At 67.8% G+C, this 22,914-nt stretch carries 21 protein-coding genes and 2 pseudogenes; 11 read left to right on the forward strand and 12 right to left on the reverse strand.

Annotated elements, in window-relative coordinates; genetic code table 11:
• From BUE44_RS34490 to BUE44_RS34515, 6 genes and pseudogenes are all read right to left on the reverse strand, one after another.
• A pseudogene (locus BUE44_RS34490) lies at positions 1-303 on the reverse strand (aminotransferase class I/II-fold pyridoxal phosphate-dependent enzyme); the annotation flags it as partial.
• An 18-nt stretch (positions 304-321) separates the two neighbouring features.
• Complete coding sequence (locus BUE44_RS34495; protein WP_073502969.1) at positions 322-765, reverse strand: PIN domain-containing protein; 444 nt, start codon at positions 763-765, stop codon at positions 322-324.
• Positions 762-1,022, reverse strand: a complete 261-nt coding sequence (locus tag BUE44_RS34500) for a ribbon-helix-helix domain-containing protein (protein ID WP_073502987.1) — start codon at positions 1,020-1,022, stop codon at positions 762-764. The genes BUE44_RS34495 and BUE44_RS34500 overlap by 4 nt, the downstream gene beginning before the upstream one ends.
• A 235-nt stretch (positions 1,023-1,257) precedes the next feature.
• Positions 1,258-1,707: a hypothetical protein gene (locus BUE44_RS34505; RefSeq protein ID WP_073502970.1), complete on the reverse strand. Its 450-nt coding sequence runs from the start codon at positions 1,705-1,707 to the stop codon at positions 1,258-1,260.
• Between the two features lie 51 nt (positions 1,708-1,758).
• A complete protein-coding gene (locus BUE44_RS34510; protein ID WP_073502971.1) occupies positions 1,759-2,286 on the reverse strand; it encodes a GNAT family N-acetyltransferase in 528 nt (175 codons plus the stop codon).
• Positions 2,287-2,446: 160 nt separating this feature from the next.
• Positions 2,447-2,890 (reverse strand): annotated as a pseudogene (locus BUE44_RS34515) (aminotransferase class I/II-fold pyridoxal phosphate-dependent enzyme); the annotation flags it as partial.
• A 23-nt stretch (positions 2,891-2,913) separates the two neighbouring features.
• Here BUE44_RS34515 and BUE44_RS34520 point away from each other — a divergent pair.
• Positions 2,914-4,362 (forward strand): recombinase family protein, encoded by a 1,449-nt coding sequence (locus BUE44_RS34520; RefSeq protein ID WP_073502973.1) that lies wholly within the window; start codon positions 2,914-2,916, stop codon positions 4,360-4,362.
• Between the two features lie 63 nt (positions 4,363-4,425).
• On the opposite strand, the gene BUE44_RS34525 is transcribed toward BUE44_RS34520, so the two are convergent.
• Complete coding sequence (locus tag BUE44_RS34525) at positions 4,426-5,187, reverse strand: DUF6338 family protein (protein WP_073502974.1); 762 nt, start codon at positions 5,185-5,187, stop codon at positions 4,426-4,428.
• Positions 5,188-5,329: 142 nt separating this feature from the next.
• Here BUE44_RS34525 and BUE44_RS34530 point away from each other — a divergent pair, with 142 nt between their 5' ends.
• Positions 5,330-8,191 (forward strand): CHAT domain-containing protein, encoded by a 2,862-nt coding sequence (locus tag BUE44_RS34530; protein ID WP_079190350.1) that lies wholly within the window; start codon positions 5,330-5,332, stop codon positions 8,189-8,191.
• Between the two features lie 318 nt (positions 8,192-8,509).
• Here BUE44_RS34530 and BUE44_RS37280 read toward each other — a convergent pair whose 3' ends face one another.
• Positions 8,510-8,776, reverse strand: a complete 267-nt coding sequence (locus BUE44_RS37280) for a hypothetical protein (protein ID WP_143172655.1) — start codon at positions 8,774-8,776, stop codon at positions 8,510-8,512.
• 531 nt (positions 8,777-9,307) lie between these two features.
• Here BUE44_RS37280 and BUE44_RS34540 point away from each other — a divergent pair.
• The 6 genes from BUE44_RS34540 (at position 9,308) to BUE44_RS34565 (ending at position 16,181) form a co-directional block, all read left to right on the forward strand.
• Entirely contained in the window at positions 9,308-9,496 is a 189-nt protein-coding gene (locus BUE44_RS34540) for a hypothetical protein (protein WP_073502977.1), read from the forward strand.
• Positions 9,497-9,958: 462 nt separating this feature from the next.
• On the forward strand, positions 9,959-10,909 hold the full coding sequence (locus BUE44_RS34545) for a hypothetical protein (protein ID WP_073502988.1): 951 nt from the start codon (positions 9,959-9,961) through the stop codon (positions 10,907-10,909).
• Positions 10,910-11,108: 199 nt separating this feature from the next.
• Entirely contained in the window at positions 11,109-12,023 is a 915-nt protein-coding gene (locus BUE44_RS39100) for a DUF2637 domain-containing protein (RefSeq protein WP_073502978.1), read from the forward strand.
• Between the two features lie 196 nt (positions 12,024-12,219).
• The gene (locus BUE44_RS34555; RefSeq protein WP_143172656.1) at positions 12,220-12,921 is read left to right on the forward strand and encodes a MobC domain-containing protein; all 702 of its coding nucleotides are present in this window, start codon (positions 12,220-12,222) and stop codon (positions 12,919-12,921) included.
• A complete protein-coding gene (locus BUE44_RS34560) occupies positions 12,921-14,666 on the forward strand; it encodes a hypothetical protein (protein WP_073502980.1) in 1,746 nt (581 codons plus the stop codon). The genes BUE44_RS34555 and BUE44_RS34560 overlap by 1 nt, the downstream gene beginning before the upstream one ends.
• A 657-nt stretch (positions 14,667-15,323) precedes the next feature.
• Positions 15,324-16,181, forward strand: coding sequence for a hypothetical protein (locus BUE44_RS34565; protein WP_073502989.1), 858 nt, complete (start codon positions 15,324-15,326; stop codon positions 16,179-16,181).
• Here BUE44_RS34565 and BUE44_RS34570 read toward each other — a convergent pair.
• From BUE44_RS34570 to BUE44_RS34585, 4 genes are all read right to left on the reverse strand, one after another.
• On the reverse strand, positions 16,175-17,026 hold the full coding sequence (locus BUE44_RS34570) for an aldo/keto reductase (protein WP_073502981.1): 852 nt from the start codon (positions 17,024-17,026) through the stop codon (positions 16,175-16,177). The genes BUE44_RS34565 and BUE44_RS34570 overlap by 7 nt on opposite strands.
• The gene (locus tag BUE44_RS34575) at positions 16,960-18,156 is read right to left on the reverse strand and encodes a JmjC domain-containing protein (RefSeq protein WP_073502982.1); all 1,197 of its coding nucleotides are present in this window, start codon (positions 18,154-18,156) and stop codon (positions 16,960-16,962) included. Before BUE44_RS34575 ends, BUE44_RS34570 begins: the two co-directional genes overlap by 67 nt.
• A gap of 86 nt (positions 18,157-18,242) precedes the next feature.
• On the reverse strand, positions 18,243-18,410 hold the full coding sequence (locus BUE44_RS38200) for a hypothetical protein (protein WP_200804622.1): 168 nt from the start codon (positions 18,408-18,410) through the stop codon (positions 18,243-18,245).
• A 463-nt stretch (positions 18,411-18,873) separates the two neighbouring features.
• Positions 18,874-19,377: an ATP-binding protein gene (locus tag BUE44_RS34585; RefSeq protein WP_073502984.1), complete on the reverse strand. Its 504-nt coding sequence runs from the start codon at positions 19,375-19,377 to the stop codon at positions 18,874-18,876.
• Between the two features lie 249 nt (positions 19,378-19,626).
• Between BUE44_RS34585 and BUE44_RS34590 the strand changes: the two genes are divergently transcribed.
• The 3 genes from BUE44_RS34590 to BUE44_RS39105 all read left to right on the forward strand — a co-directional run.
• Entirely contained in the window at positions 19,627-20,970 is a 1,344-nt protein-coding gene (locus BUE44_RS34590; protein WP_073502985.1) for a transcriptional regulator, read from the forward strand.
• Between the two features lie 74 nt (positions 20,971-21,044).
• Positions 21,045-22,217, forward strand: coding sequence for a serine hydrolase domain-containing protein (locus BUE44_RS34595; RefSeq protein WP_073502986.1), 1,173 nt, complete (start codon positions 21,045-21,047; stop codon positions 22,215-22,217).
• 498 nt (positions 22,218-22,715) lie between these two features.
• On the forward strand, positions 22,716-22,914 hold a 199-nt coding region (locus BUE44_RS39105; RefSeq protein WP_235002756.1), incomplete at its 3' end, for a transposase.

The raw sequence follows: 22,914 nt of genomic DNA on the forward strand, positions 1-22,914 counted from the left end.
GGCTTTTTCTGGGAGGGCGCGGCAGAAGGTGAGGGCGTCGGTCTCGCCGAAGGGGGCGATGTCGGTGGTGATGAAGTACGTGCCTTGGGGGACGTGGACCTGGAAGCCGGCGTCGCGCAGGCCCGCGTCGAGGAGGTCGCGCTTGGCGCGGAGGCCGTCGCGGAAGGCGGCGTAGTACGTGTCGGGGAGGGCGAGCGCCTCGGCGACGGCGTACTGGAAGGGGCCGGAAGCGACGTACGTCAGGAACTGCTTGGTCGTGCGGACCGCGGCCACCAGTTCGCGCGACCCCGTCACCCAGGCCACTCCTCGTTCACACGCTCACTACAGAGGCAGGTCGTCCGGCAGGATACGGAAGGACTTGTGCCGACCCAGCGGGCGGACGGCGCGGAAGTCTCGGCGGTCGAGCGTGAGGATGGCATCGGTGTCGTAATCCGCGGCGAGCGCGACGTTCACGGCGTCGGCAAGGTCGAGGTTGAGCGCTCTGTATCTGGCGCGCACCGATTGGGCGGTTGCCAGGTGGATCTCGGTGATCTCCGGTACGACGATCCTGCTCACCCGCATCCAGCGCCTGATGTCGTCGATGGCGCTGACTGCGGCATCCCGTCCCAGCTCACGGGTGGCGACGTGGTCGATCTCGGCAAGAAGCAGTGGGGACATCACGAGGAGTCCGGCTTTCATGAGGGCCTCACCGGCCCCGTCGTGTTCCGGGTGTGCCGAATCCAGTGCGGCCAGAAGGCCAGAGGTGTCGGCAATGACGATGATCATGAAGGGTTTTCCGACCCGCTGCCCTTGAGGGCGGCACTGGCCACTGCGTCGCGTACATCCTCCTTCGAGGGCGTACGGCCGGTGCCTTCGAAGGTCCGGGAAAAGAGTGGTTCGTCCCAAATGCGATTTGCCATGGCCGCGAGGTGGATGCCTTGACGGATGATCTCGGCTTCACTGATGCCGCGGCGAGTGGCGGCTTCCTTGATGATCGCCAGGTCTTCTGGGTCGGCGTAGACGTTGGTGCGCTTCATGGACATGTACCAAGGGTAGTCCATGTTGGGTCCGAGTCGGGCTCTCGATGCAGCCCTGAGGGTGCATGTACGTGAAGTCCCCGGTAAGCGCCGTGGCGCGGTAGCCGACCCGGCCGGCTCCAGGGTGAGGATGCCGATGCTGAGGTGCCGCACGGCAGGTGAGACATGGCCGATGTCCTCAAAGGTGGCCTCGTAGGGGAACGCCATCCGCGCCTCCGCGATTGCGCACCGGTGGATCGGCTCACGCCGTCCCTGGTGCGGCGCGGCGGGGCGAGAGAACGGGTGTGAGGCCGCACGCGGCGCCGGTCGGGAGGTGCCGCAGCGCTCTACGCGCCTGGATTTCGATGCCGTCCGTGATGAAGACGATGTCGACCCAGGTGGGGTTCTGGTGGGCGAGGCGCGGGATGAGGGCGCTGAGTTCCTCGGGGATCGCTGGGCGCCCGGGTCGGGCGGGTTTCTGTTTCCACTTCCACCGCAGCAGCCGGGGGTGCCAGGACGGAAGGGTTCCCGGAATGACGAGGCGGTGGCGACGCAGTCTGCTGGGCCGGTGCCGGGCGAGGGCGGCGAGTACGGCGCGGGTCGGCCATGTCAGGCGCGGCCGGGTGCCGAACTGCCGACTAAGGACGGCGACCGCGTGGCGCAGCACGAGGATCCCGACGTTCTTGGCGCCCTCCGACCACGACGGCAACATGACCGCACCCGGTCTTACCACGACAGCCGGCCCGGCGATCAGTCGCCGCGATCAGTCGGCGAGGATCCGTTCCCACAACAGCCCGTCCCGCCAGCTCCCGTCGAGGAAGATCGAGGAGTGCGCGACGCCGTACGGGCTGAAGCCGTTGCGGCGCAGCACCCGCTGCGACGGCAGGTTCTCCAGGTTGGTGGACGCCTCGACCCGGTGCAGTCCGAGTTCGTCCGTCATTATCCGGAGGGCGAGTGCGACGGCCTGCCCGGCATGGCCCTGGTTCTGGGCGAGACCGGTGATCCAGTATCCGAGTGAGGCGCGGCACAGGTGCGGCTGCGGCAGGATGCCTCCGACGGTGACCTGCCCGACCACCTGGTCGTCGGCGAGCACCACACCCGGCCATACGGTGCCGGCCCGATGTCCGGCCAGCAGCTTGTCGATCCGCTCCCCCTGGCCCTCAGGGGTGAGGAAGTCGGCCGGCTGGACCGGTTCCCAGCGCCGGAAAGCCTCCATGTCGCGGGCCCGATGCGCGGCGATCGGGGCGGCGTCGGCGGGCTCTATCAGGCGGATCCTGGTGGTGCTGGGCATGGGCTGATCCTCGTCGCGGTGCGTGGGCTGGGCCCGCCAGCCTATGCGGGGGTTCCTGCGCCGCAGCGGGGCCCGGCGGGCGGTGAGCAGGACCGCTCGATGCGGACGGTCCTTCGCCCGTGGTCAGCACACCGGAATCAGCCCCCGCGGTTCGAGGGTCTCAGCCGTTGAAGGCCCTGCGGAGGCGTGAGGCTGCGTCGGTGAGGACGTCGTGCTTTTTGCAGAAGGCGAAGCGGACCTGGGTGCGGCCGGCGGTGGGGTGGTCGTAGAAGACGGAGTTGGGGACGGCGACGACGCCGCTCTTGTGCGGGAGTGTGCGGCAGAAGGTCAGTGCGTCCTCGCCGGGGGCGAGTTCGGCGATGTCGGTGGTGATGAAATACGTGCCCTGGGGCTCGTAGACGGCGAAGCCCGCGTCGCGCAGGCCGGCGTCGAGGAGGTCGCGCTTGGCGCGCAGGTCGTCGCGGAAGTGCCCGTAGTACGCGTCGGGCAGAGCGAGCGCCTCGGCGACGGCGTACTGGAAGGGGCCGGAGGCGACGTAGGTCAGGAACTGCTTCGTCGTGCGGACCGCGGCCACCAGTTCGCGCGACCCCGTCACCCAGGCCACTCCGTTTTCATACACTCATTCGCATGTCGCGCACCAGGCCCACCCAGGGCACCCCCAGAACCACGGTCGCCGGTGAGCCGGCGGCGGTCTACTGCCGCATATCCCAGGCGGACGACGACGACCAGACGGGCGTCGACCGGCAGGAGCGGATCTGCCGGGAGATCGCCGAGCGCAGGGGGCTGGTGATCAACCCGGCCCACGTCTTCGTGGACAACAGCCGCTCCGCCTGGAGCCGCAAGCGGAAGCGCCCCGGTTGGGACCGCCTGCTGGACGACGCCCGGGATCGTGGGTTCCGGCACATCATCGCCTACCACCCGGACCGGCTCATGCGGCAGCCTCGCGACCTGGAAGAGCTGCTCCAGGTGTCCGACGACCACGCCATCACCCTCCACGGTGAGGCGAACCGGCGCGACCTGTCCGACCCTGACGACCGCTTCATCCTGCGGATCGAGGTCGCGCATGCCTGCCGCTCCTCCGACGACACCTCGCGCCGGTTGAAGTCCGCGATGCAGGACCGCGCCCGGGAGGGCAAGCCGCAGGGCGGCATGCGGCGGTTCGGCTACACCAAGGACGGCATGACCATCGTCGAGGACGAGGCGGAGGTCGTCCGCGAGGTCTTCGACCGCTACCTCAAGGGCGAGGGCGCTGCACCGCTCGCGAAGGATCTCCATCGCCGAGGTATCCGGACAGCTGGCGGTAAGGCGTGGAGCGCCGGGACTGTGCGCGGCCTGCTCGACTCCCGGCACGTCGCTGGCATCCGCATGCACCAGGGTGAGGAGGTCGGCCCCGGCACCTGGCCCGCGATCATCGATGCGGGAGTGTGGGCCGAGGTCAGGGCTCGGCGAGAGTTCCGATCGGCAGCTCACAAGAAGGCACTCAGCAGGCCCCGGCAGCGGTACTACCTCCTACGCGGCCTGGTCATGTGCGGGCGCTGCGGAACGCTGATGTCGGGCACCGCCAAGACCGCGGGCCCCGCGTACCAGTGCAATCGCCGAGGGCGGAACGACGAGAAGAAGTGCTCCCGGGCGATCGTGGCCCCTACGCTGGAGGATTTCGTCAGCGACGCCGCCGTCAAGCTGCTCAGCGAGCTCCGGGTGGACGGTCGGCTCGCCAGCAGCAACCTCTCCGAGGGCGTGGCCGAGGAGGTGGAGGACGACCAGCGCCAGCTCGCCGAGCTGAACGACATGTGGACGGCGAAGGAGCTGTCCACGGCGGAGTACCGGAAGATGCGCAAGGAGATCACCGACCGCATCACCAAGGGCCAACGCAAGGTCGTCATCCGGCCGATGGTCCTCCTCGACGGCCTTACGGGCGCTGGCGCCCGAACTGCCTGGGACGCCGACGAGATGACGGATGAGCGTCGCAACGCGGTGCTGCGGTTCCTGTTCTCCGGCGTCGTCATCGACGAACCGAAGAAGCTCGGCCGCTACATGGACTGGGACCGGATCCGCATCGACCAGAACCCGCTGTAGCGGGTGGCAGTTTTCAGGCGTGCCTGCCTGAGTCACCCTTCGTCGACCGCACCCGTGTCCGGTTCAGCTGTCGGAGGGGGCGTGGGCGGGGCCTGGGTCGGCTCCGGTCGGTTGCCGACGGGCCTGTAGCCCCTCTTCTCGTTGGGGTCCAACTGCGGTCGAGTTTCGGTCACTGGTCGTGTCTCCGTCTGCAGTTACAGGAGGTACCTCGATGAAGTCGAGATACTCCACATCATCCATCCGAATATAGAGTCCGCCGGAACGTTCCAGGGGGTGTTCGAACAAGCCGGCGGCGGAAACAGCCCAGGCGGTCTGCAAGTACAGGTCCGCGGCTTGCGGGTAGCTCGACGTGAAAGAGTCTTCACCGTAGTATCCGCCGATCCAGCGGCCACTCTTCAGTCGTGCCCGCACCAGGCAGTGGCTCCGACGTTGGAAGACCCGGTCCCATGCCGTGGGTGTCGGGTCGTAGGTCGACCCGTTGCCTCGCGAGGAGAGCCAGGACGTGAGCCACGCGGCGAAAGCTGGAACGGCGACGAAGAGGGTTGCTGCCGTCAGGGCTGCAACACGCGGACTCTCAGCCGCCCCCTTCAACCAACCTTGGCGGCGGTCGTAGACCAGGTGCACCAACGCGGGGCCTGCGAGGAAGACATAGACCGTGTCGAGAGCAATGCCCACCGTCACCGCGCGGAGTACACGTTCGCCCAGGTCTCTGTGGGCGGGGGTCAGGCCACGCGCGCGTTCGCGGACAAACTGGTAGGTCACGCCGGGAAGCACCAGGAAGAGAATGATCACTACCTGGGCGACAGTTGTGGGCGCGTGCGGCATCGCCGTATGTCCTTCCGGATGGCTCGTGCAAGCGTTGCAGCGGATCTGATGGCTTGAAGTCGTCAGGGAGCGCCGTAACTTGCTGGTGCCCTAGACATACTGCCTTGGTACTTGTGAACCGTTGCGAAGGCAGGAGCGCCTGATGCCAGACAACCTGTCCCGGATGCGTTCTACCTGGGCCGAGAGCCTCACAGCGCGGGTCTGTCGTGAACTCGGGCCCGATCCGAGTTGTTACGACATGTTCCCCCAGTGGGTCGCAGACGAGCCGTCAGCGCTTGCCGCCCTGCTAGCCCGCATCGCTGTCGAAGATATCAAAGGCAGTTCCCCGCTGGCCATCAGTGACCACCTGCGTTCAACCGCCCTCGTCGATTCCAGGGTGTCCCGCCGCGTAATTGCTGGCGAGCTCGTCATGCCTGTTCTGCGAACAGTTCGTAAAAAAGGTGTTCCGTGGCAGCGTTGGTGGGACGTTTCCGGCTTGCATGTGCTGCTCATCGAGTTGTGGGCTGGACACCGACTCTCGACTCAACCCGTGGAGATGGTACGCGAGGAACTAACGAGCGTATGGCGCACTCCGGTCAATATGTTGGAAACCGTCCTCCGCAACGCTGTAGATCCGTACGTCTCGTTGCCGCCGGATATCCTTCACGAATCAGCTACCGGCAGGGCGAGTATGTGCTTCCAGGCCCTCGTCTCCGGTGGCTGGATCAAGATTACCCGAGGGGATGACGTCCTGCGGGCCAGGCCGGAGTTGACCGACCGGCCTGATCTCGCGGAGGTCGCGAAGCGCCTCCAGAGCCGCACCGATTTGGAGAATGCGGTAGATCGCATCAGGAACCCATCGGCGGAGTTTCTCGTAGGGCTCCGCGAGGATCTTGATATATGGGATGCTCAGATGTATCAGGTCCTATCCTATCTGACGGCGTACGAATTCGATTTGCTGAAGTTCGGGTCGGAAGACGATCGTTATGTAGACGAGTGTCTTGCAGCAGGCAGAGGTATGTATAAAGCTCCGCTGCTGGCGGACGATGCTCTGTTGTGGGAACCGAACATGAGCGATCTGAGCTCCTCGGTACCCGATTGGATGGTCGAAGAAGTCGTCACTGGTGGAACCCGCTTCTTTCATGTTCAGGGAGGCCCTCACCCAATTTGGCTGGCTACAGCTGAGACTGACACTCACCTGGCCGCCATGCAAGCGTCGATTGAGCCAGGTGCACAGTATGGCTTCACGATCGAGGGCTATGAAGATGGGCTAAGAATCTGGCTGGTGTTCCCCACTCCCCCGGGCGGTCCCAGTCCTCCTCTGCGCGCTCCGTACACCTACTCCCTAGCCTGGGTGGAACATGCTTGGGAGCTTCTGCACCTTGCGGTGGTCGGGTATGTCCGCCTCGGCGTGGTCCGGCTTGCGGGCGATGGCGAACTCAAGGCTGTGGGTAGTTTCTGGCTCGCCCTGCCGGAGGAGTTGCAGTCAGCGTGCAAGAATGCCGCGATCACGGCGCTTCGTCAACTGGTTGGTGACGATACGCAGAGCATCAATCAGAAGATGGCCAACGAAGGTCTCGACCACACCGGTACGGTGGCTTTTTGGATCTGTGAAAACGCAAAGGCGGAGGATATCCAGGAAGAACTTACCTTGGTGTCCGATAATATCGAATATCGGAAATTCATGTATGCTGCGCGGCACCTTGCCCGCGCGCGCGCCTGGGAGGCGTCCTGCCTACTTGACGGCAAGGATACGCGCGAAGCAAGTGTGGCGGTCGCAGCCGCAATCGAAGATCGGCAGCGCGCGAGGGAAATACTCCGAGCGGATGTGAATCGAGGAGTGGGAAGGCCAGGTGACAGTTGCGAAGACGACATGTTGTTGTTGGGAGAGCAGACAACCTTCGCGCACCTAATTAACCACTATGGGGGACTTCAGATCGCTGCGTGCACGACTAGTGCGGGCCGCGCGAACTTCGATCTGGCTTCGTGTGAGGAGCTTTCCCGGGGAAATTATTTTCGTAAGGTTGTAGATGAATGGGTGCGGCTACCGCAGGACGCGCCGGGGCATGTGTGGTATGAATTCCTGAAGCAGGCGCTCGCTGCTTTCAGTGAAATGGCAGAAGTCATCCTTGAAATAATAGGTCAGCATGAGTTCGGTCGGTTGATAATTAGTCCCACGGCTCCTCTAGAGCTGTTGCCGCTCCATGCTGTTCCGCTGCGCGCCCCGCAGGCCGTGACATTGAGTGACGTTTTCGACCACGTTGCTTATGCTCCTACGGCTCGCCTCGCGGCAGCCATCAAGGGGTCGCAGCGGCATTCAGTCGCCGTTGAGGTCCTTGTGGTTGCACACAGCGGGGACGGCGTACCAGGGCTCTCCTCGATCGTCGGCCCGCTCTGCGAGGCTGAACTGATCGCCGGCCTATGTGACGACGCAGAGGTTATCTCTCAAGAGGAAGCGACCCCTGATCGCATTCTGAAGGCGATGTCCAGGGCGCGAATAGTCCACGTGGCGGCCCACGGCCTGACGCATATCAACCGCTGGGCTGCCGGACTTGTGCTGCACGGTAGTTCCCTTGGGGCAGCCACGTTGACCGCGAGTAGAATTCTCGCGGAAGGTACGCTCAGTGGCGTCGATCTGGTCATTCTGAACGCTTGCAGAACGGGCACGCATGAAGGGAGCGGTCGTAGTGTGCAGACTCTACGAAGTCTTGAGTCCGCTTTCCTGGCTCGCGGGGCAAAGGCGGTCATTTCCACGCTTTGGGAGATCACCGATTTGCAAGGGGTCGTCTTTTCGGCTGTTCTCCATGCCTATCTCGGAGCTGGCATGAACCCGCACTCTGCTTTCACCGATACCACTCGATACCTGCGCGCGGGTCACTGGCAGGATCCCTCTCAAGGAGGTCCATTGCTTTCCGCTGAATTGGCCATCGACTCGGTGCTTTCAGGCTGGCGCAGCCACCTGCATCAACAGGCTACCGAGAATCCGCTGTTCTGGGCCGCTTTTAAGATCACCGGTGTTGCGTGAGTCGTCTATTGTGATTCAGAAGTCGACAGGTTCCGTCGGTTCTCGAATCTGATCCGCTCCAACTATTGTGTTACGTCTGGTGGCCAGCATGCATTCCATGGCGTGAAGCGCAGCCGGTCCGCGGTCTTCCGTACGGCTCCGGGGGCCTTCTCATGGGAGCAGACGCCCTCGGCGGACACCATGTCGCGAGCCGGGCATGAATGGCGGGAGCTCGGCTCGGACATGACCCTCGGTGTCACGGCGGACTCGGCGGACGACGCGTCTACAAGCGAGGCTGGCCTTGCGTATCTGCTGCCGATGTAGGGATCCAGATGGCGGCTACGGACGAGCCTGGAGAGCCTCGGTCCATGCTTGTGGACTGCAGTAATGGCTCGGGTGGCCCGCGGAGAGGACGGCGCGCAGCTCTTCCAGGTAATCGATATCGGCCGGGAGATCCAGTTGCTCGAGGAGGGCCAGTGCTGCGGCCGGCTCGGTCTTGCCGTAGACGTCGTTGTAGCTGCCGAGCAAGGCTTTGAGTAGTGCTGGCTGCAGAGCGGGGAGGTGTGCCGCCGCTGCGTACGTCGCTTTCTTCACTGCCCAGGCCACAGGTCCAGGGCACTCCAGCGCGAGCGTAATAGCGGATCGCTTGCGGCCAGTTCGCTGAAGCTGACCTGAGCCACCGAACGTGAACGAAGCCCGTCAGGGCTGGGCCTTCGGCTTCTATCACGGTTTCGCGGCCTCACCCAGTCCACGGTTGCGTGGCACTGTCAGCTCCGGTGCACGAGCCGGACTTGGGTTTCGCGTGCTGAACGACGCTGTTGTTGGCAAGCCAGGGAGCGTGAGATCGATGGGGGAGACGGTGGAGTCATGGAGAGGACCGACCCCGAAGGCGGTGTTCCGGTCCGCCTTATAGCCCGGAAAATGCCGTCAGGCAAAACGCGTTTTCTGCGGATCATTGTTGTCATCCGCCGCACGGAGTTCGCCAGACCTCCGGCCGACGGCCGCCCGGCCCTGTGGTGTTGGAGCACCACCCGCCGGAGCGCATGACGACCGCCCGCCGGAGCGCATGACGACCGCCCGCCCGCACCACCCCACGGCACACGGCCTGCCAGCCCGTGCCGTACTGAGGACACACCCATGCCCGAACCCCAACTGCGGCCTGCCGCGACCCAGCCCGCAGTTCCCGGCCGCCGCCCGGTGGCGGACGAGGCCCGGGAGGCCGCGCTGCAACGCGTCTGCGCCGGCTTCGTCACGACGATCAGTCCGCGCAGCGCCGCCCGGCTCGCGGACCTGCTCTCCCGCTCGACCTACGCCCAGGCCGCCTGACCGGGCCCAGACAAGGGAGAGGCCCCTGGCGTTGGAGCGCCAAGGGCCGTAAGGACTCCCGGACGACCGCCCTAAACGATCTATCCCGGCGCTGCTGGCCTGCCAGCCGATGCGGCGTCAAAGTGAGGAAGTTCCATGTACCAGCCTACGTCCCGACTGTCTCTCGCCGCGCATGCGCCGCCCGCCTGCGCCGGGCAGCGGCCGTCTGCACCGCCGGTCAGCCAGCGCGCCGGGCGTGTGGTCGGCGGAGCCTCGGTGGACCACTGTCCCGGCAGTGCTGACCGGCGTGAACGGACGTCGGTGCCGGCTGTCTCTCAGCGCCTGATGCGTGATCAATTTCTCTCGCGCACCGGGCGATTGGGCCTGCTTTGCGTGGTACGTTCTGTCACCGACGAACTCAATAGGGTGACCCCGGCAGCGCGCCAACGCTCCGGGGTCCGGCACAAGGAGATCAAGCTCCTCATGCAGATTCATCGTAGCCGCCATGCGCGCGGCTTCACCGTCCTGCCCAACACGCTGCTGCAGGACCGGCGGCTGTCCTACACCGCCCGCGGCCTGCTGGCCGACCTCCTCTCCCGGCCCGACGGCTGGCGCGAGGACGGCCGCCACATGGCCGACACCAGCCCGCAGGGCCGCCTCACCGTGGCGAAGGCTCTGCGCGAGCTGACCGCAGCCGGGTACTACCGCGTCGAGCGGGTGCGCCGCCCGGACGGCACTTTCGTCAGCGAAAGTCACGTGTACGACAGTCCGCAGCTCGGTCCGGGTCTCACCCGTCCGGGATCCGGTGAAGCGGCAGCCGATGACCGTGGCGCCCACCCCGTAAAGGACCGTGGGAAAGAACCCACCCTCCCCGCCCAGCGGTCACGCCCCGCAGACGCCGGGTCGGCCGTAGGGGAGGGCGGGCGGGGGAAGCCGCCCACGATCCAGCCCGACGGGACCGGTACGACAGGTCCGGCCGACGCCGCTGTCGGCGAAGCGGTCTCCACGCTGTTCCGGGTGCTGCGGCCCGAGCCGCGCCTACGGCTCGGCACCGTCGAGGCCATGGCCCTGGCACCGCTGGTCACCCCATGGCTGGAGCGCGGCTACGGCCAGCGCGACCTGGCCGCGGCACTCCTCGGCGGCCTGCCCGCCCGCGTCCACAGCGCCCCGGCGATCCTGCGCGACCGCCTCACCCGCAAGCTTCCCCCGGCGTCGGAACCGGCCGTCCCGGCCACGCCGCGCTGGTCCGAGTGCGGCACGTGCGCCCGCCCGGTCCCGCACTCAGGCGTCTGCCGCTCCTGCGCGGGTCTCGCCCGCGAGCCCGGACAAAGCGAGGATATGGCGGCCCGCGCGAGCGTCGCCGCCCGTGGCAGGGCCAGCGTCCGCGCCGCTCTGAACACCGGCCCGGGTCGGCTCCTTCCCGCCAGAGCCTGACCCTCGCCACCGCACCGTCCGCCGCCACCGCATTCAGCGGCCGGCAGGCCGCCGTGTGCCCACGTCCGCGCCCCGACCCGCGCCAGTAGCGGCCGGTCGCCGGCCACTCGCACCCGCGCCCGTGCTCCCTCCTCGCCCTGCCTTCCTCCGGCATGCCCCGGAGCACCCCGCCACCAGCACGTCCCTGACTGGAGCCGTCATGCCCACCACCGCCCCACCGCCACCCGCCCACCAGGCCCCGGCAGCCGAGCCCGCCTCCGCCCGACGAACATCCTGGTGGGACCCGCTCACGCTCATCGTCCTCGGCCTGGCCGGCGGCGCCCTGTCGTACGACGCCCTGCGGCAGATGGCCGTCGCCGTCCACATACGTCCGCACCTGGCCTACCTCTTCCCCCTGGTCATCGACGGGTTCATCGCCTACGGCGTCCGCGCGCTGCTGGTCCTGCGCGACGCACCCTGGCCCGCCCGCGCCTACGCCTGGACCCTCTTGGGCACAGCCACCGCGGCCAGCCTGTGGGCCAACGCCCTGCACGCCGTCCGCCTCAACCAGCCCGGCGTCCGCACCCTGACCCTCGGCAACCACACCGTGGCCGTGCTGTCCGCGATAGCCCCGCTGGCCCTGGCCGGAGCCACCCACATGCACATCCTCATCGGCCGCCACACCAGCAGCCGTCCGCCAACGGCCGGAACTCCCACCATGATTCCGGCAGACCCGACCATGATTCCGGCCGAAGAGCACACCACGCCCTCGCAGGACGAGCCGGCCAGCCAGCCCGCAGCCCGGCTCGGCACGGCGGCCGGAACAGAAGACAGGACCCCGCCCGAACTGGCGGGCATCACCGGCCAGGACGACGAACGCCCCGTCCAGAAACTGAACAGCGCTCCCGGCGAACGCCCACAGACCGGGCGTGGCGGACGCAAGGCAGAGGCGTCGATCCAGCAGCTCGCCGACATCATCCACCGGGCGCACCCGGACTCCGGCCAGACCACCCGCGCCATGGCCCGCCAGGCCATCGAAGCCCAAGGAATCTCCGCAGGAAACGAACGCATCACCGAAGCCCTCAAATCCCTCCAGCCCAGCGAGCAAGCCCGACCCCACCCCAGCAACAACTGAACTGGCCACGCGGGGCGGCCACACCAGGTCACCCCTACCGGCCGCTCGCCTTCGCCTCCGTAACGCTCGACGAACTCCGGAGAACCGCATGTCCCGCCACCACGACGCCAACGATCACGCAGGCGAGGAGCGCACCCCGCCAAGTACACTGACCTGCAACGGAGCAGCCAGTCCCCAGCCTTGCGGGGGAGCAAGCTTGGGCATCCGTACCACCGTTGGCGGCACGGATGCGAGTGCCTCCGCCCCGGGGGTGGCAGAGGCGGGTCCGGCGGGGGCGCCGGACCTGAACGTCGCGGCTGGGGGCAGCTGCGACTCGGACGAACTCACGTCCGTGCAGCCGTTTGTCACGCCGCGCGTAGACGCCGATCAGATGAACACACCAGAGCCCAACGCCCAAGCCGATCCCGATGCCGACCGCGTCACCCTCGCCGTGTTCCTCCACGACGGCGTCGCCGCCCTGGACCGCCCACGCCTGTCGGTCGATCACCCCGACAGTCGGCCGATGAAGCCCCGGCGCCTGCGCCCACGCGGCGCCGAACCGCGTGACCGGCACCGCTCCACCCGCTTCGCCGCCGCCGAGATCGCCGTTGTCGAGCGGGCGGTCGCCGAGCGGGGACCGTCGTTCTCCGGCTTCATTGCGGACGCCACGGTGGCGGTCGCCACCAACCGGATAGCTGCCCTTCTCCCGCACGAGCGGGCGGAGCGCGCTCTCGGCGAGGAGCTCGGCCGCGCCCTGTACGCGCTCGGCAAGGTCGGCAACAACCTCAACCAGCTCGTCCGGCAAGGTCACATGGGCGTCCTCGTGGAACCGGAGCGGGTCGAAGGCACCCTGGCGCGGCTGGACGACGTCCTGGCCGAGATCCACGCGGTGACCCTGCGCCTGAACGAAGCGGCCTGATGGTCCCCGACATCCAGCGGAAGCTGGGCTCCGACAGCCGGGGCCTGCTCGGCTACCTCTACGGTCCCGGCAAGCAGGACGAGCACCTTGACCCGCATCTCGTCGGCACCTGGCTGGACCGGGGCGTACCTGATCCCGGACGCGACGAGCACGCGACGCTCACCCGGCTCGCCGACCTGCTGGACGTACCGGTCAACCGGCATCGCGCAGAGGGACGTTCACGCAGGGGCGGGCACGTATGGCACTGCCCGGTACGCACCGCGCCAGGCGACCGCGAGCTGTCCGACGCGGAGTGGGGCGAGGTCGCACGGCGGATCGTGCACGCGACGGGCATCGCCCCTGACGGCGACGATGTGGCCTGCCGGTGGATCGCGGTCCGGCACGCCGCGGACCACATCCACATCATGGCCACCTACGTGCGCGAGGACGGCCGAGCGCCCCGGGACCACGGCGCCGCCCAGCGAGCCCAGGACGAATGCCGCAAGCTGGAACGCGAACTCGGCCTGCGGCGCCTGAAGTCCGGCGACAGGACCGCCTCCCGCCGGCCCTCCAGCGCCGAGAAGTACAAGGCGGAGCGGCACGGCTGGGAGCAGTCGTCGCGAGAGTGGCTGCGGGAGCAGATCCGCACCGCACTCGCCCACGCCACCACGCCCGAGGGGTTCTTCGACCTCCTGGAGACCGGCCTCGGCGTGAACATCCACGTCCGCCGGTTCACCGAGTCAGGCGACATCGCCGGCTACAAGGTCAACCGTCCCGGTGACGTCAACAAGGAGGGCAAGCCCGTCTGGTTCGCCGCCTCCGACCTGGCCAAGGACCTGTCCTGGCCCCAGGTGAGCGAACGTCTGGCCGCGAACCCGGCCCCGGAGGAGCATCCGACCGCACGCCGTACCCGGCCCGAACACCCGTTGTTCGCCTACGCCGAGGCCATCGACACCCACCTCATCCCCGCCCTCACCGACGACGCGGGAGACGACGGCGCCGCCCAGGCGCACATCGTCGCGTTCCACGAAAGCATCACGGTTCTCGTCCGGCAGGTCCCTCCCGAGCTGAGGCATCAACTCTGGGAAGCGGAACGGGCTCTCGCGCGGGCCACCGTCTCCCAGACCAAGGCCAAGCACCAGGCCACCCGCGAGTTCCGCAAGACCACCCGCAACCTGGTCTACCTCGCCACCAGCGGCACCACCCCGGGCGAGGGCGCCATCGCCGTCGCGCTGGCCGCAACGATCTTCGCCGTCCAGCTCATCCAGCAATGGCACACCCGCCGCCACAACCAACAGCAAGCAGACGCCGCCCACCAGACCGTCACCCACCTCCAGCAAGCGGCCGACCACGCCGCACAATGCCCCCTCGCCACCCTGGCCCAGCACGCGCCCCCACCCGGCACCGAACACGGCTTCGCCCGCGACCTGGCCGCCGCCGTACCCGAGCACGCCACACGCATCGCCGCCGACCCGCAATGGGCCGCCCTGGCCGGCGCACTCGCCGAAGCCGCCCAACGCGGACACGACCCCCGCCAACTCCTGCGCCAGGCAGCCCGCCAACGCGAACTCGACACCGCCCGAAGCCCCGCCACCGTTCTCGCCCTGCGCATCCAACGCCTCGGCCACCAGCCCATCCCCAACCACCGCGCAGCAACAGCCCGCGCCCGTAGTACAGCCCATCACGCCAACTCCCCAGCGCAGGCGCACACCCCACCGCCCGCCGCCACTCCGACACCACCCCGAGGAGGACCCCACCACCGCTGACCCTCCCCGCCGTACACCGCACCCAGCAAAGGAAACGATCAACATGAGCAACATCGACGACGCCCGACCCGTGACCATCGTGAATTCCGCGGTCCACGTCCGCGCACCTATCTGGCTCACCGACCCCGAGACACTGCCCGCATATGCGCCGCTACAGAGCTGCTCGTCGCCCAGATCTATTGGGCAGTACAAGACGACGCGACCTTCCTCGAGGCTCTCGACGCCCTCGCCGCCTCGACCTGCGACGACCTCAAGCTGGACCGCTTCTTCGCCCCGCTGATCCAGGCACGGGCAGCGGCCTTCGCCGCACAGTGGGGAACGGAGTATGAGGAGCCCGTCGACCCACTCAGCGACGAATTCCTCCAGCACATCGCCGTCTTCGAGCAGTACCCGACCCCGGTCCAGGCCCATTTGCTCGACACCTACCAAGACCATGGGCAGTGGCACGAATCGCCCGCACCCGAACCCGAGGCATAAGCCGGAAGGCCGGCCGAGGGGGCGCGGTCAATCACCGCGTCCCCTCGGCCATTGCCAGATCCGCCGTGCCGGGCTGCTGTGAGCGGGACGAGGCGCAGGACCGCGGACTATCAGGCGGTCGAATCCGAGCTGCCCCGAGCCACCACCATCAGCCACCGCGCCACTGCTACGGTCGCCTCCATGACGCTCTCGGTCTCCACGAGTCAGGCTGTTGATCTACGGGTGCAGCCGGTCGATGAGATCCTCGATCATGTCGAGCGGTCCCTGCAGACGCACATCGTCCGGGACACGCTGGTCCGCAAGCGCCGGTCCGTTGGCGGCAGGACAGATCGCGACACCTGGGTGCGGATCGAGCGCCGCCTGCTCGACAAGATCCCCGAACAGGGGTGGAACGGCACCGAGACAGCCGCCCGCATGGGAGGCGTCGCTCAGCCCGAATGGCACGGATGCCTGGTCTGGCGGGAGGCGGGGATGCCGGTGATGTGGCGGGCCGACGAGACCGCTCTCTTGCCGGGAGCTCCCGTCGGGAACGCCATCTTGAGCGAGGCCCCGATCCTTCCGGAGGAGTGGTGGGAGGCGCTGAACGCGTCCCTGGACGCGCTGGCGGCGCAGCGGACGACGCGGGTTGCCTCACCGGACACCGTCACCATCACGCAGGCCCTCGTCACCGAGTCCATCCGCGATGTTTTCTCCGATGATTTCGACACGACCGTGGAGCGGTGGGTGCCGGCCCACGCGGACCTGAACTGGGCGAACATGACGGCGACGACGTTCTGCCTCTTCGACTGGGAAGACTGGGGCAACGCGCCTCTGGGCTTGGACTCGGCATCGCTGTGGGCGAGCTCCCTCGCCGTCCCGGCCCTGGCCGATCGGGTTCTGCATGAGCGTCGATCCGATTTCGAGAGCCGGGACGGCAGGCTGATGACGCTGTTCGCCTGCTCGAAGATCCTCGGACCGTACGCACACCCCGAGGACCCTCGGCTGGAACCCGCCAGGCGCACAGCCGAACAGGTCATCGCGGAGCTTCGGACTCACTGACCGGGCGAGCGGTCCCGAAGAAGCCGCCGGTACTTCCGGACGGTGCGCTCGTCGACCTCGTCGGCCAAGGCGCCGACGAGGTCGCCCAGGTGGGCGGGCTCATCGGTGCCTACGACGACGGAGCCGACCTGTGGCAGGTGATAGGCAGCTCTGAACGCGGCTTGTACGCGTGACAGGTGGTTGCCATCCCGGAGGAAGACCCGTGGGTCGACCCTGTCCCACACCGGGGCTCGGCTATCGCCTCCGAACGGACTCATTCCCCACACTTCGCTGTCACTCATGCCCCACACCCTGGCGAGGCCCTCCGAGGCATCCAACTGCCCAGCGCCGACGAGCAGACCGGCGCGCGTCATCAGGACGCTCGGCTTGGGTACGGTCGCGTCGACCAGACCGAGCAGCGTCGACGGAGTCCACGAGGCGATGCCCCACGCAGCGCAAAGCCCCTCCGCCACAGCGGCGTTGAGGGTGGCGCACGCCTCGGCAAGAACAGCTTGGCGCGCGGGTGCATCTTCGCCGAGGGAATGCTCCGGGTTGTGCAGGAACACCAGGTCCGGCTCTCGCCCGAGGTCTTTGACCGTCTGCTCTACGGCTTTTCGCAGGCGTACGAGGTCCAGACCGTGCTCCGCCCCGTCCGGCCCCGGAAAGTAGCCGACCTTGGTGGAGATCGTGAATCTCGGCAGAAGGTCGCCGGCGATCTCCGCCAGGACTCGATGTGAACGGAAACCGAAGTAGTTGCTGCTGGTGTCGAGCGCGGTGACGCCGAGGTCGAGAGCCCCGGTCAGGAGACGGCGTTCGTGACGAGACCGGTGTAGCCCGAGGACAATTCGGGGGTCAGCACCGCGCACAGCTCCTCCTTGACCAGGATCTCGGCGATGTCCGCCACTTCGGTACCTGCGACGGTTATTGCCTGCTCCAGCACGACCGGCCGACCACTGAGCAGCAGGCGCAGGGCGGGCAGCGCCTTGGCCGCAAAGGTGAGTTTCTTCCCGGAGGCCACCACGTCGACGGCCTCACCGAGTTCGTTAATTCGGGGCGGGAAGTGGGTCGTGCACACGACGACGTCGAGCGATCCGAAGATGTCGAGGAACGGCACGTGACGAGGCAGCGCCACCTCCTGTTCGTACGCCCTGAGGAAATCGGCCGACGAGCGCTCACGGACCAGTTGGACGGCGGCCTCGGCCAGAGCCGCGCTGTCCGCACTCTCCCGACGGTCGAGGTCATGGCGGAAGACCTCGCGCTCGCGGCACCAGTCGCCCAGCCACGCGAGCCAACTCGCGCCCGTCCGTTTGGTGATGCCGAAGGTGACGTGCAGGCTCCTTCCCGAACCGCTGCCGGTACGCGTCGCCTGGTGCCAGTGGCCACGGGGGATGTGCATGACGTCGCCGGTCCGCATCGTGCCGGACCAGATGATCTCGTCGCTCGGAGTGGCGTTGGGGTCGGCGTCCCGGTACATCGGGACGTTCCGCGAGGTCGCGCGGACCTCCCACGCCTTCTCACCCGCGAGCTGGACGATGACGACGTCGTGGTCGTCCCAATGCAGAGGGAAGCCGGAGGCGTCGTTCGTGGTCAGGTACGCGTTGACCTGGACGCGCTCGCGGGACCACCACTGGAGTGCTCGGCACGCGACCTCCATCGTCGGATCGAAGACGTTGGCCTGGTCCATGATCACCGTGGCGCCCTCGTCGAGGAGCCTGCCGAGACTGCGCATGTTGACCATGGGGATGCTCTGGCCCCGAGGGCTGACGCTGTCGGTGTAGTAGATGGCCGGGTGGACCTCCTCTCCCTTCTGGAAGCACCGGAACTGCGGGCGGTTCAGGCTCCTTCGCATCGCGATGTCGAGCAGGCGGTTCGGAGTCATGATGCGTGAGACGAGCGCGGGGTCGTCCAGGCTTCCGCGTACGAAGCCCTTGCCCAGTTCCTCGGCTCCGCTCCATCCGAGCGCCGTCTCGATGGCGTTGATCAATCGATGGTCCATCGCTCTGTCCTCCATGGGTTCGACCACGTGATGCGGACGCGGTGGGGGCCGGTACGGCGACCGCGCCGGCCCCCACCGCTTGGTGCCTACTCGCTGTCGTGCAGGTTGCCGTCGCCGCCCGGCCACGGCGCGTCGCCGGAGCTTCCCTGGTTGTCCGACCGGAGGCTGTCGTACCGGTCGTGGACGGCGGTCAGTTCCTCCACCGCGACCAGGAGGCCGCTATGGGCCGGAGGCGGTGCCGTGGGTTCTGTCACGTCGTGCTCCTTCCTCTTTGGTTCTCCCGCCAGGGCTCCGGCGGGAGGTCACCGGCCGCCCCACGGCCGGGGGAGCAGGGCTTGCCGTGGGGTGGCGGTCATTGGGGGCGCGCTGTTCCGCGGTCACCCACCGGCGACCGGCCAGGATCTCGGTCGGCCGTCAGGCCGCCCGTGTCCCGGCGCATGACCGTCTCGAGAACGCGCTGATCCAGCTCATAGAGACACGCACGGCAGGCGTGGAGGGCGGCATGCAGGCCGCTCGACCATACGGGCCCGATCCAGGTGACCTCGATGTCGTCGCGTCCGCACCACAGCCAGCACGTTCCGTGCGTCCGCCACTCGTGGCGGTCCCACAGCGCGTCCGCCGTCGGCTTGCAGGTGGCCGAGTCGGTGTCGCGCCGAGTGGGACGGAAGACAAGGTCGTGATCGGGAAGCCGACTGGCGGGTAACGCGTGTCGTCCCACTACGCGACCACCGAACTGAGCGATTCCGGCTCGACCGCTGCCGGATCAACGGTTCTGAGCCTCGGCCGCAGTGCGACCAGCGCACGTCGCGCAACTCTGCGGACGGTAGGCGTCGCTGTGGGAAGTGCGATCTCGGCCCGAACGCGCTTCCCGCGGCCGGCGGGCTCCCAGACGCACCGCGACGCCAAGCACTCGACCAATGCCAGACCGCGCCCGTTCTCGTCGTCATCGCGGGCCCAACTCGTACTCGGGCCGGTGGGGTTGTCGTCGAGGACATCGATCACCAGGTGGCCCGGCCGGTGGTGCAGCTCGACAGTGACTGGTCCCTCACCGTGGACCACAGCGTTGGTGATGAGTTCAGATGCGACAAGGCGAATGGTGTCCGCTGTCTCGTCGTCCAGCGGTACGCCCCACGCGCGCACACTGTCGACGACCTCACGGCGGGCGAGGGAGACTTCCCTTTCCCCGCCCGCGAGGACGAAGCGATGGACGAGTGTGGGCATGGCGGACGCCTCCGAGACGTGGGAGGGCGGCCCCGTCCCCGACGGGGGAACAGGGGCGGAGCCGCCGATCTGAGAAGCCGTCCGACAGACGCCCTGCGAGGGCTCGCTCGACGGCTGATACTCAGTGAAGGGCTCCGGTGAGCGGGGCGGAACGTTTCCAGGGGGTTCCTCCTGATGACGCCCTACCCGCACACGGCCACGCGAAGTAACCTCCCCACTACGCCGTGAGGCGATGACGGGAGTGATGACATGCCTGGTGAATCGTTGGCGGTCCACCCGCTGAGCTTTCTTCGTCAGACGCGCGGATGGGGTAAGGCCGAGTTCGCGAGGCTCATGCAAGCGCACGGACGATCGCTCGGCATCCCGCTCGCCACCAACCGCACCACCGTGTGGAAGTGGGAACACGGGCAGGAACCCGACGCGGATGCCCAACGCGTGCTTGCCGACTTACTGCGCGTCCCGTACGAGCGGACGCGGGAGGAGGAGTGGCCCCGCTGGCTGCCGGTCTGGGACGTCACGACACTTTCCGCTCCATGGACCGAGGCCGGTACGGTCGAGGCGCTGTCCGAACTCGTGGGAAGCGGCCGCATGGACCGCCGGGGATTCCTCACCATCACCGGCGCCGCCCTGACCGGTCTCGCGGCGAGCTGGGTGGACGCGCCGTCCGCCTTCGCTGCGGCTCTCGACGGTGACCAGGTCACGGACACGATGGTCGCGACGATCGAGCAGCGCATCAGCACGCTTCGCACCCTCGACGACCAGCTCGGCGGAGGCACGCTCTTGGAACAGGCTCGCGGCGATCTCGCCCTCGTCACTGGCCTCCTGAGCGTCGGCCGGTGCACGGAGAACGTCCGTATCCGCCTCTACGCTCTCGCTGCCCGGGTGTCCCACCTGACCGGCTGGATGGCCTACGACGCGGGGCTGCGGTCCGTCGGACAGCGGTACTACGTCGGCGCTTTACGCGGAGCCCGCACCGCAGGAGACGACGCGTTCGGTGCCTTTGTCCTCGCCGAGATGGGCGTCCATGTCTCCGAGGCCGGGCGGACCGCCGACCGCGTCCACCTCATCACCACCGCCATCGACAACGCTCCTCGTACGCTGTCGCCGTACACCCGTTCCTTCCTCTACCTGCACAAGGCCGAGGCACTGTCCCGCGACGGCGACCACCGCCAGGCCGGAACAGCGCTCCACCACGCCGTATCCCTCTGGGACCAGCGCAGGACGGAGGAGAATCCGGACTGGCTGGCCTGGTACGGCGAGGCCCAACTGCGGTCGACCGAGGGCAAGGTGCTGCTGCGGTCCGGTCAGGTGGAGCGCGCCACGGGCTCCCTGGAAGCCTCCGTGTGGAGCGCGGCTCCCAGGGACAAAGCCGTACGCTCCAGCCGCCTGGCCGAGGCCCGGCTCGCCGGCGGCGACCTCGACGGGGCGCTCGACGCCGCGAACTACGGCGCCGAGCTGCTGGAGAGCAGCATAAGTTCCATACGGGCCTTGGACCGCTTGAAGGAATTCTCCGCGCGGCTCGAACCGCGCAAGTCCGTCCCGTCTGTCCGTGAATTCCGCGAACGGCTTCAGACGCTGCCCGTCGCGGTGTGACCCTCGATCCGTGCGTTTCGTGGCGATCGAGCCCACCTCTCCGGTCTCACCAACCCGGTGCCAGGATGGACCCCATGACGACGATCCATGGTGAGGTCGCGGCTGGGTTCGAACCGGTGCGTGAGGCGTTCGCGGCGAACTTCTCACAACACGGGGACATCGGCGCGGCGGTGTGCGTCTACCACCACGGCCGACCGGTGGTCGACCTCTGGGGAGGCGTCGCGGACGCCGAGACCGGTAGGCCGTGGACGCGGGACACACTGCAACTCGTCTACTCCGCCACCAAGGGAGCCACGGCTACCGCGGCCCACATGCTCGCCGAACGCGGTGCCCTGGACCTTGACGCACCTGTGGCGACGTACTGGCCGGAGTTCGCCGCGAACGGCAAGGCGGACATCCCCGTACGGTGGCTGCTCTCTCACCGCGCCGGCCTGATCGCCCTGGACCAACCCATCCCCCTGGACGAGGCGTTGGCCTGGCATCCGATGACAGCCGCGCTGGCCGCCCAGTGCCCCCTGTGGACGCCGGGCACGGCCCACGGCTACCACGGCCGGACCTGGGGCTGGCTCGTCGGCGAGGTGATCCGCCGGGTCTCCGGCCGGACGCCGGGCCACTTCTTCGCCGAAGAGATCGCCGCCCCTCTCGGCCTCGACTTCTTCATCGGACTGCCGACGCGGGAACGGCACCGGGTCAGCCGCATGTCGTACCAGCGACCGGCCGTCGACCTCACCACCGTCCCCGCCGAGTCGGTCCCGGAGGAAGTCCGCGAGTTGGTCGCCGCCTGGCGCGACCCGAACTCCTTCAGCAACCGTGCCTTCGCGGTCACCGACCCCGCCGAAATCGACTTCGACTCGCCCGAGGTCCAGGCTGCGGAACTCCCCTCCTCCAACGGCATCGGCACCGCCCACGCCCTGGCACGCATGTACGCCGCCCTGATCGGCGAGGTGGACGGCGTGCGCCTGCTCGCTCCGGAGACCCTGGCAGCGGCGACCAAGGAGCAGGCCAGCGGCAAGGATCAGGTGATGCTGATTCCCAGCCGATTCAGTACCGGATACATGCTGTCTACCGAGACTAACCCCATGACTGACCGAAGCTCGTTCGGCCACACGGGACGAGGCGGCTCACTAGGCTTCGCCGACCCTCGGCAGGGCATTGCCTTCAGCTACGCGATGAACAACGTCATCGGGGGAGCTGACGATATGCGTGCGCACACGCTGGTAGAGGCGGTGCGAAGATCGCTCACTTAGGTGCACGTTGTCTGGAAAGCAGGTGCTATCCCAGGTGGCGTCCCGCCGAGTGGCGTAGCCATCCGGACCTCGCCGGTCCGGATGGTGTGTGACCGGTCGGCCGGGCCGAAGTACCACGCCGGTGCGCGAGCTGGTCAGGGCAGCGCGGGCTGCCATGAGCCCGGCGCGTCAGGCCGAACCCGGTCGCGACCTGCGGCGCAGCCAAAGCTGGCCGGCTACACCACTCGGCGGGACGCCACCCGTGACTGTGCTGGGCGACGGCACCTACCTCAACTGCGGGATGGTCACGCCGCATCGCAAACGCCCCCATCTGGCCCTGCTGACGGGTGAGGAACAAGACAACGCCCACCGTAAGTCGCTGTTGTCGTTCCGACCGTGCGGGATGCGGTTCGAACCGGGGTTCCCGTTCAGGTAGTGGTTGCGGGGTTGGCGCATAAAGGTGGGGCCTTCTGAACAGTTCGGTGGTGTCGAATCAACGAACAACGTCAGGAGGCCCCGGTGTTGGAGTGTTCCGTGTCGATGGCAGGGCAGTCCAGTTCCGTCACCCCGGGGTGTGACTGCCTGGCGCACCAGTTCGGAAACGCCGCCGACAACGGCACGCGCCGGGCCCGGTACCCGTCGGACATGACGGAGGCGGAGTGGGTCGTGGTCCGGCCGCTGCTGCCGGTGCCGGGCTGGATGCGGGGCCGGGGCGGGC

This window comes from Actinacidiphila paucisporea (assembly GCF_900142575.1).
Taxonomy (GTDB): Bacteria; Actinomycetota; Actinomycetes; order Streptomycetales; family Streptomycetaceae; genus Actinacidiphila; species Actinacidiphila paucisporea.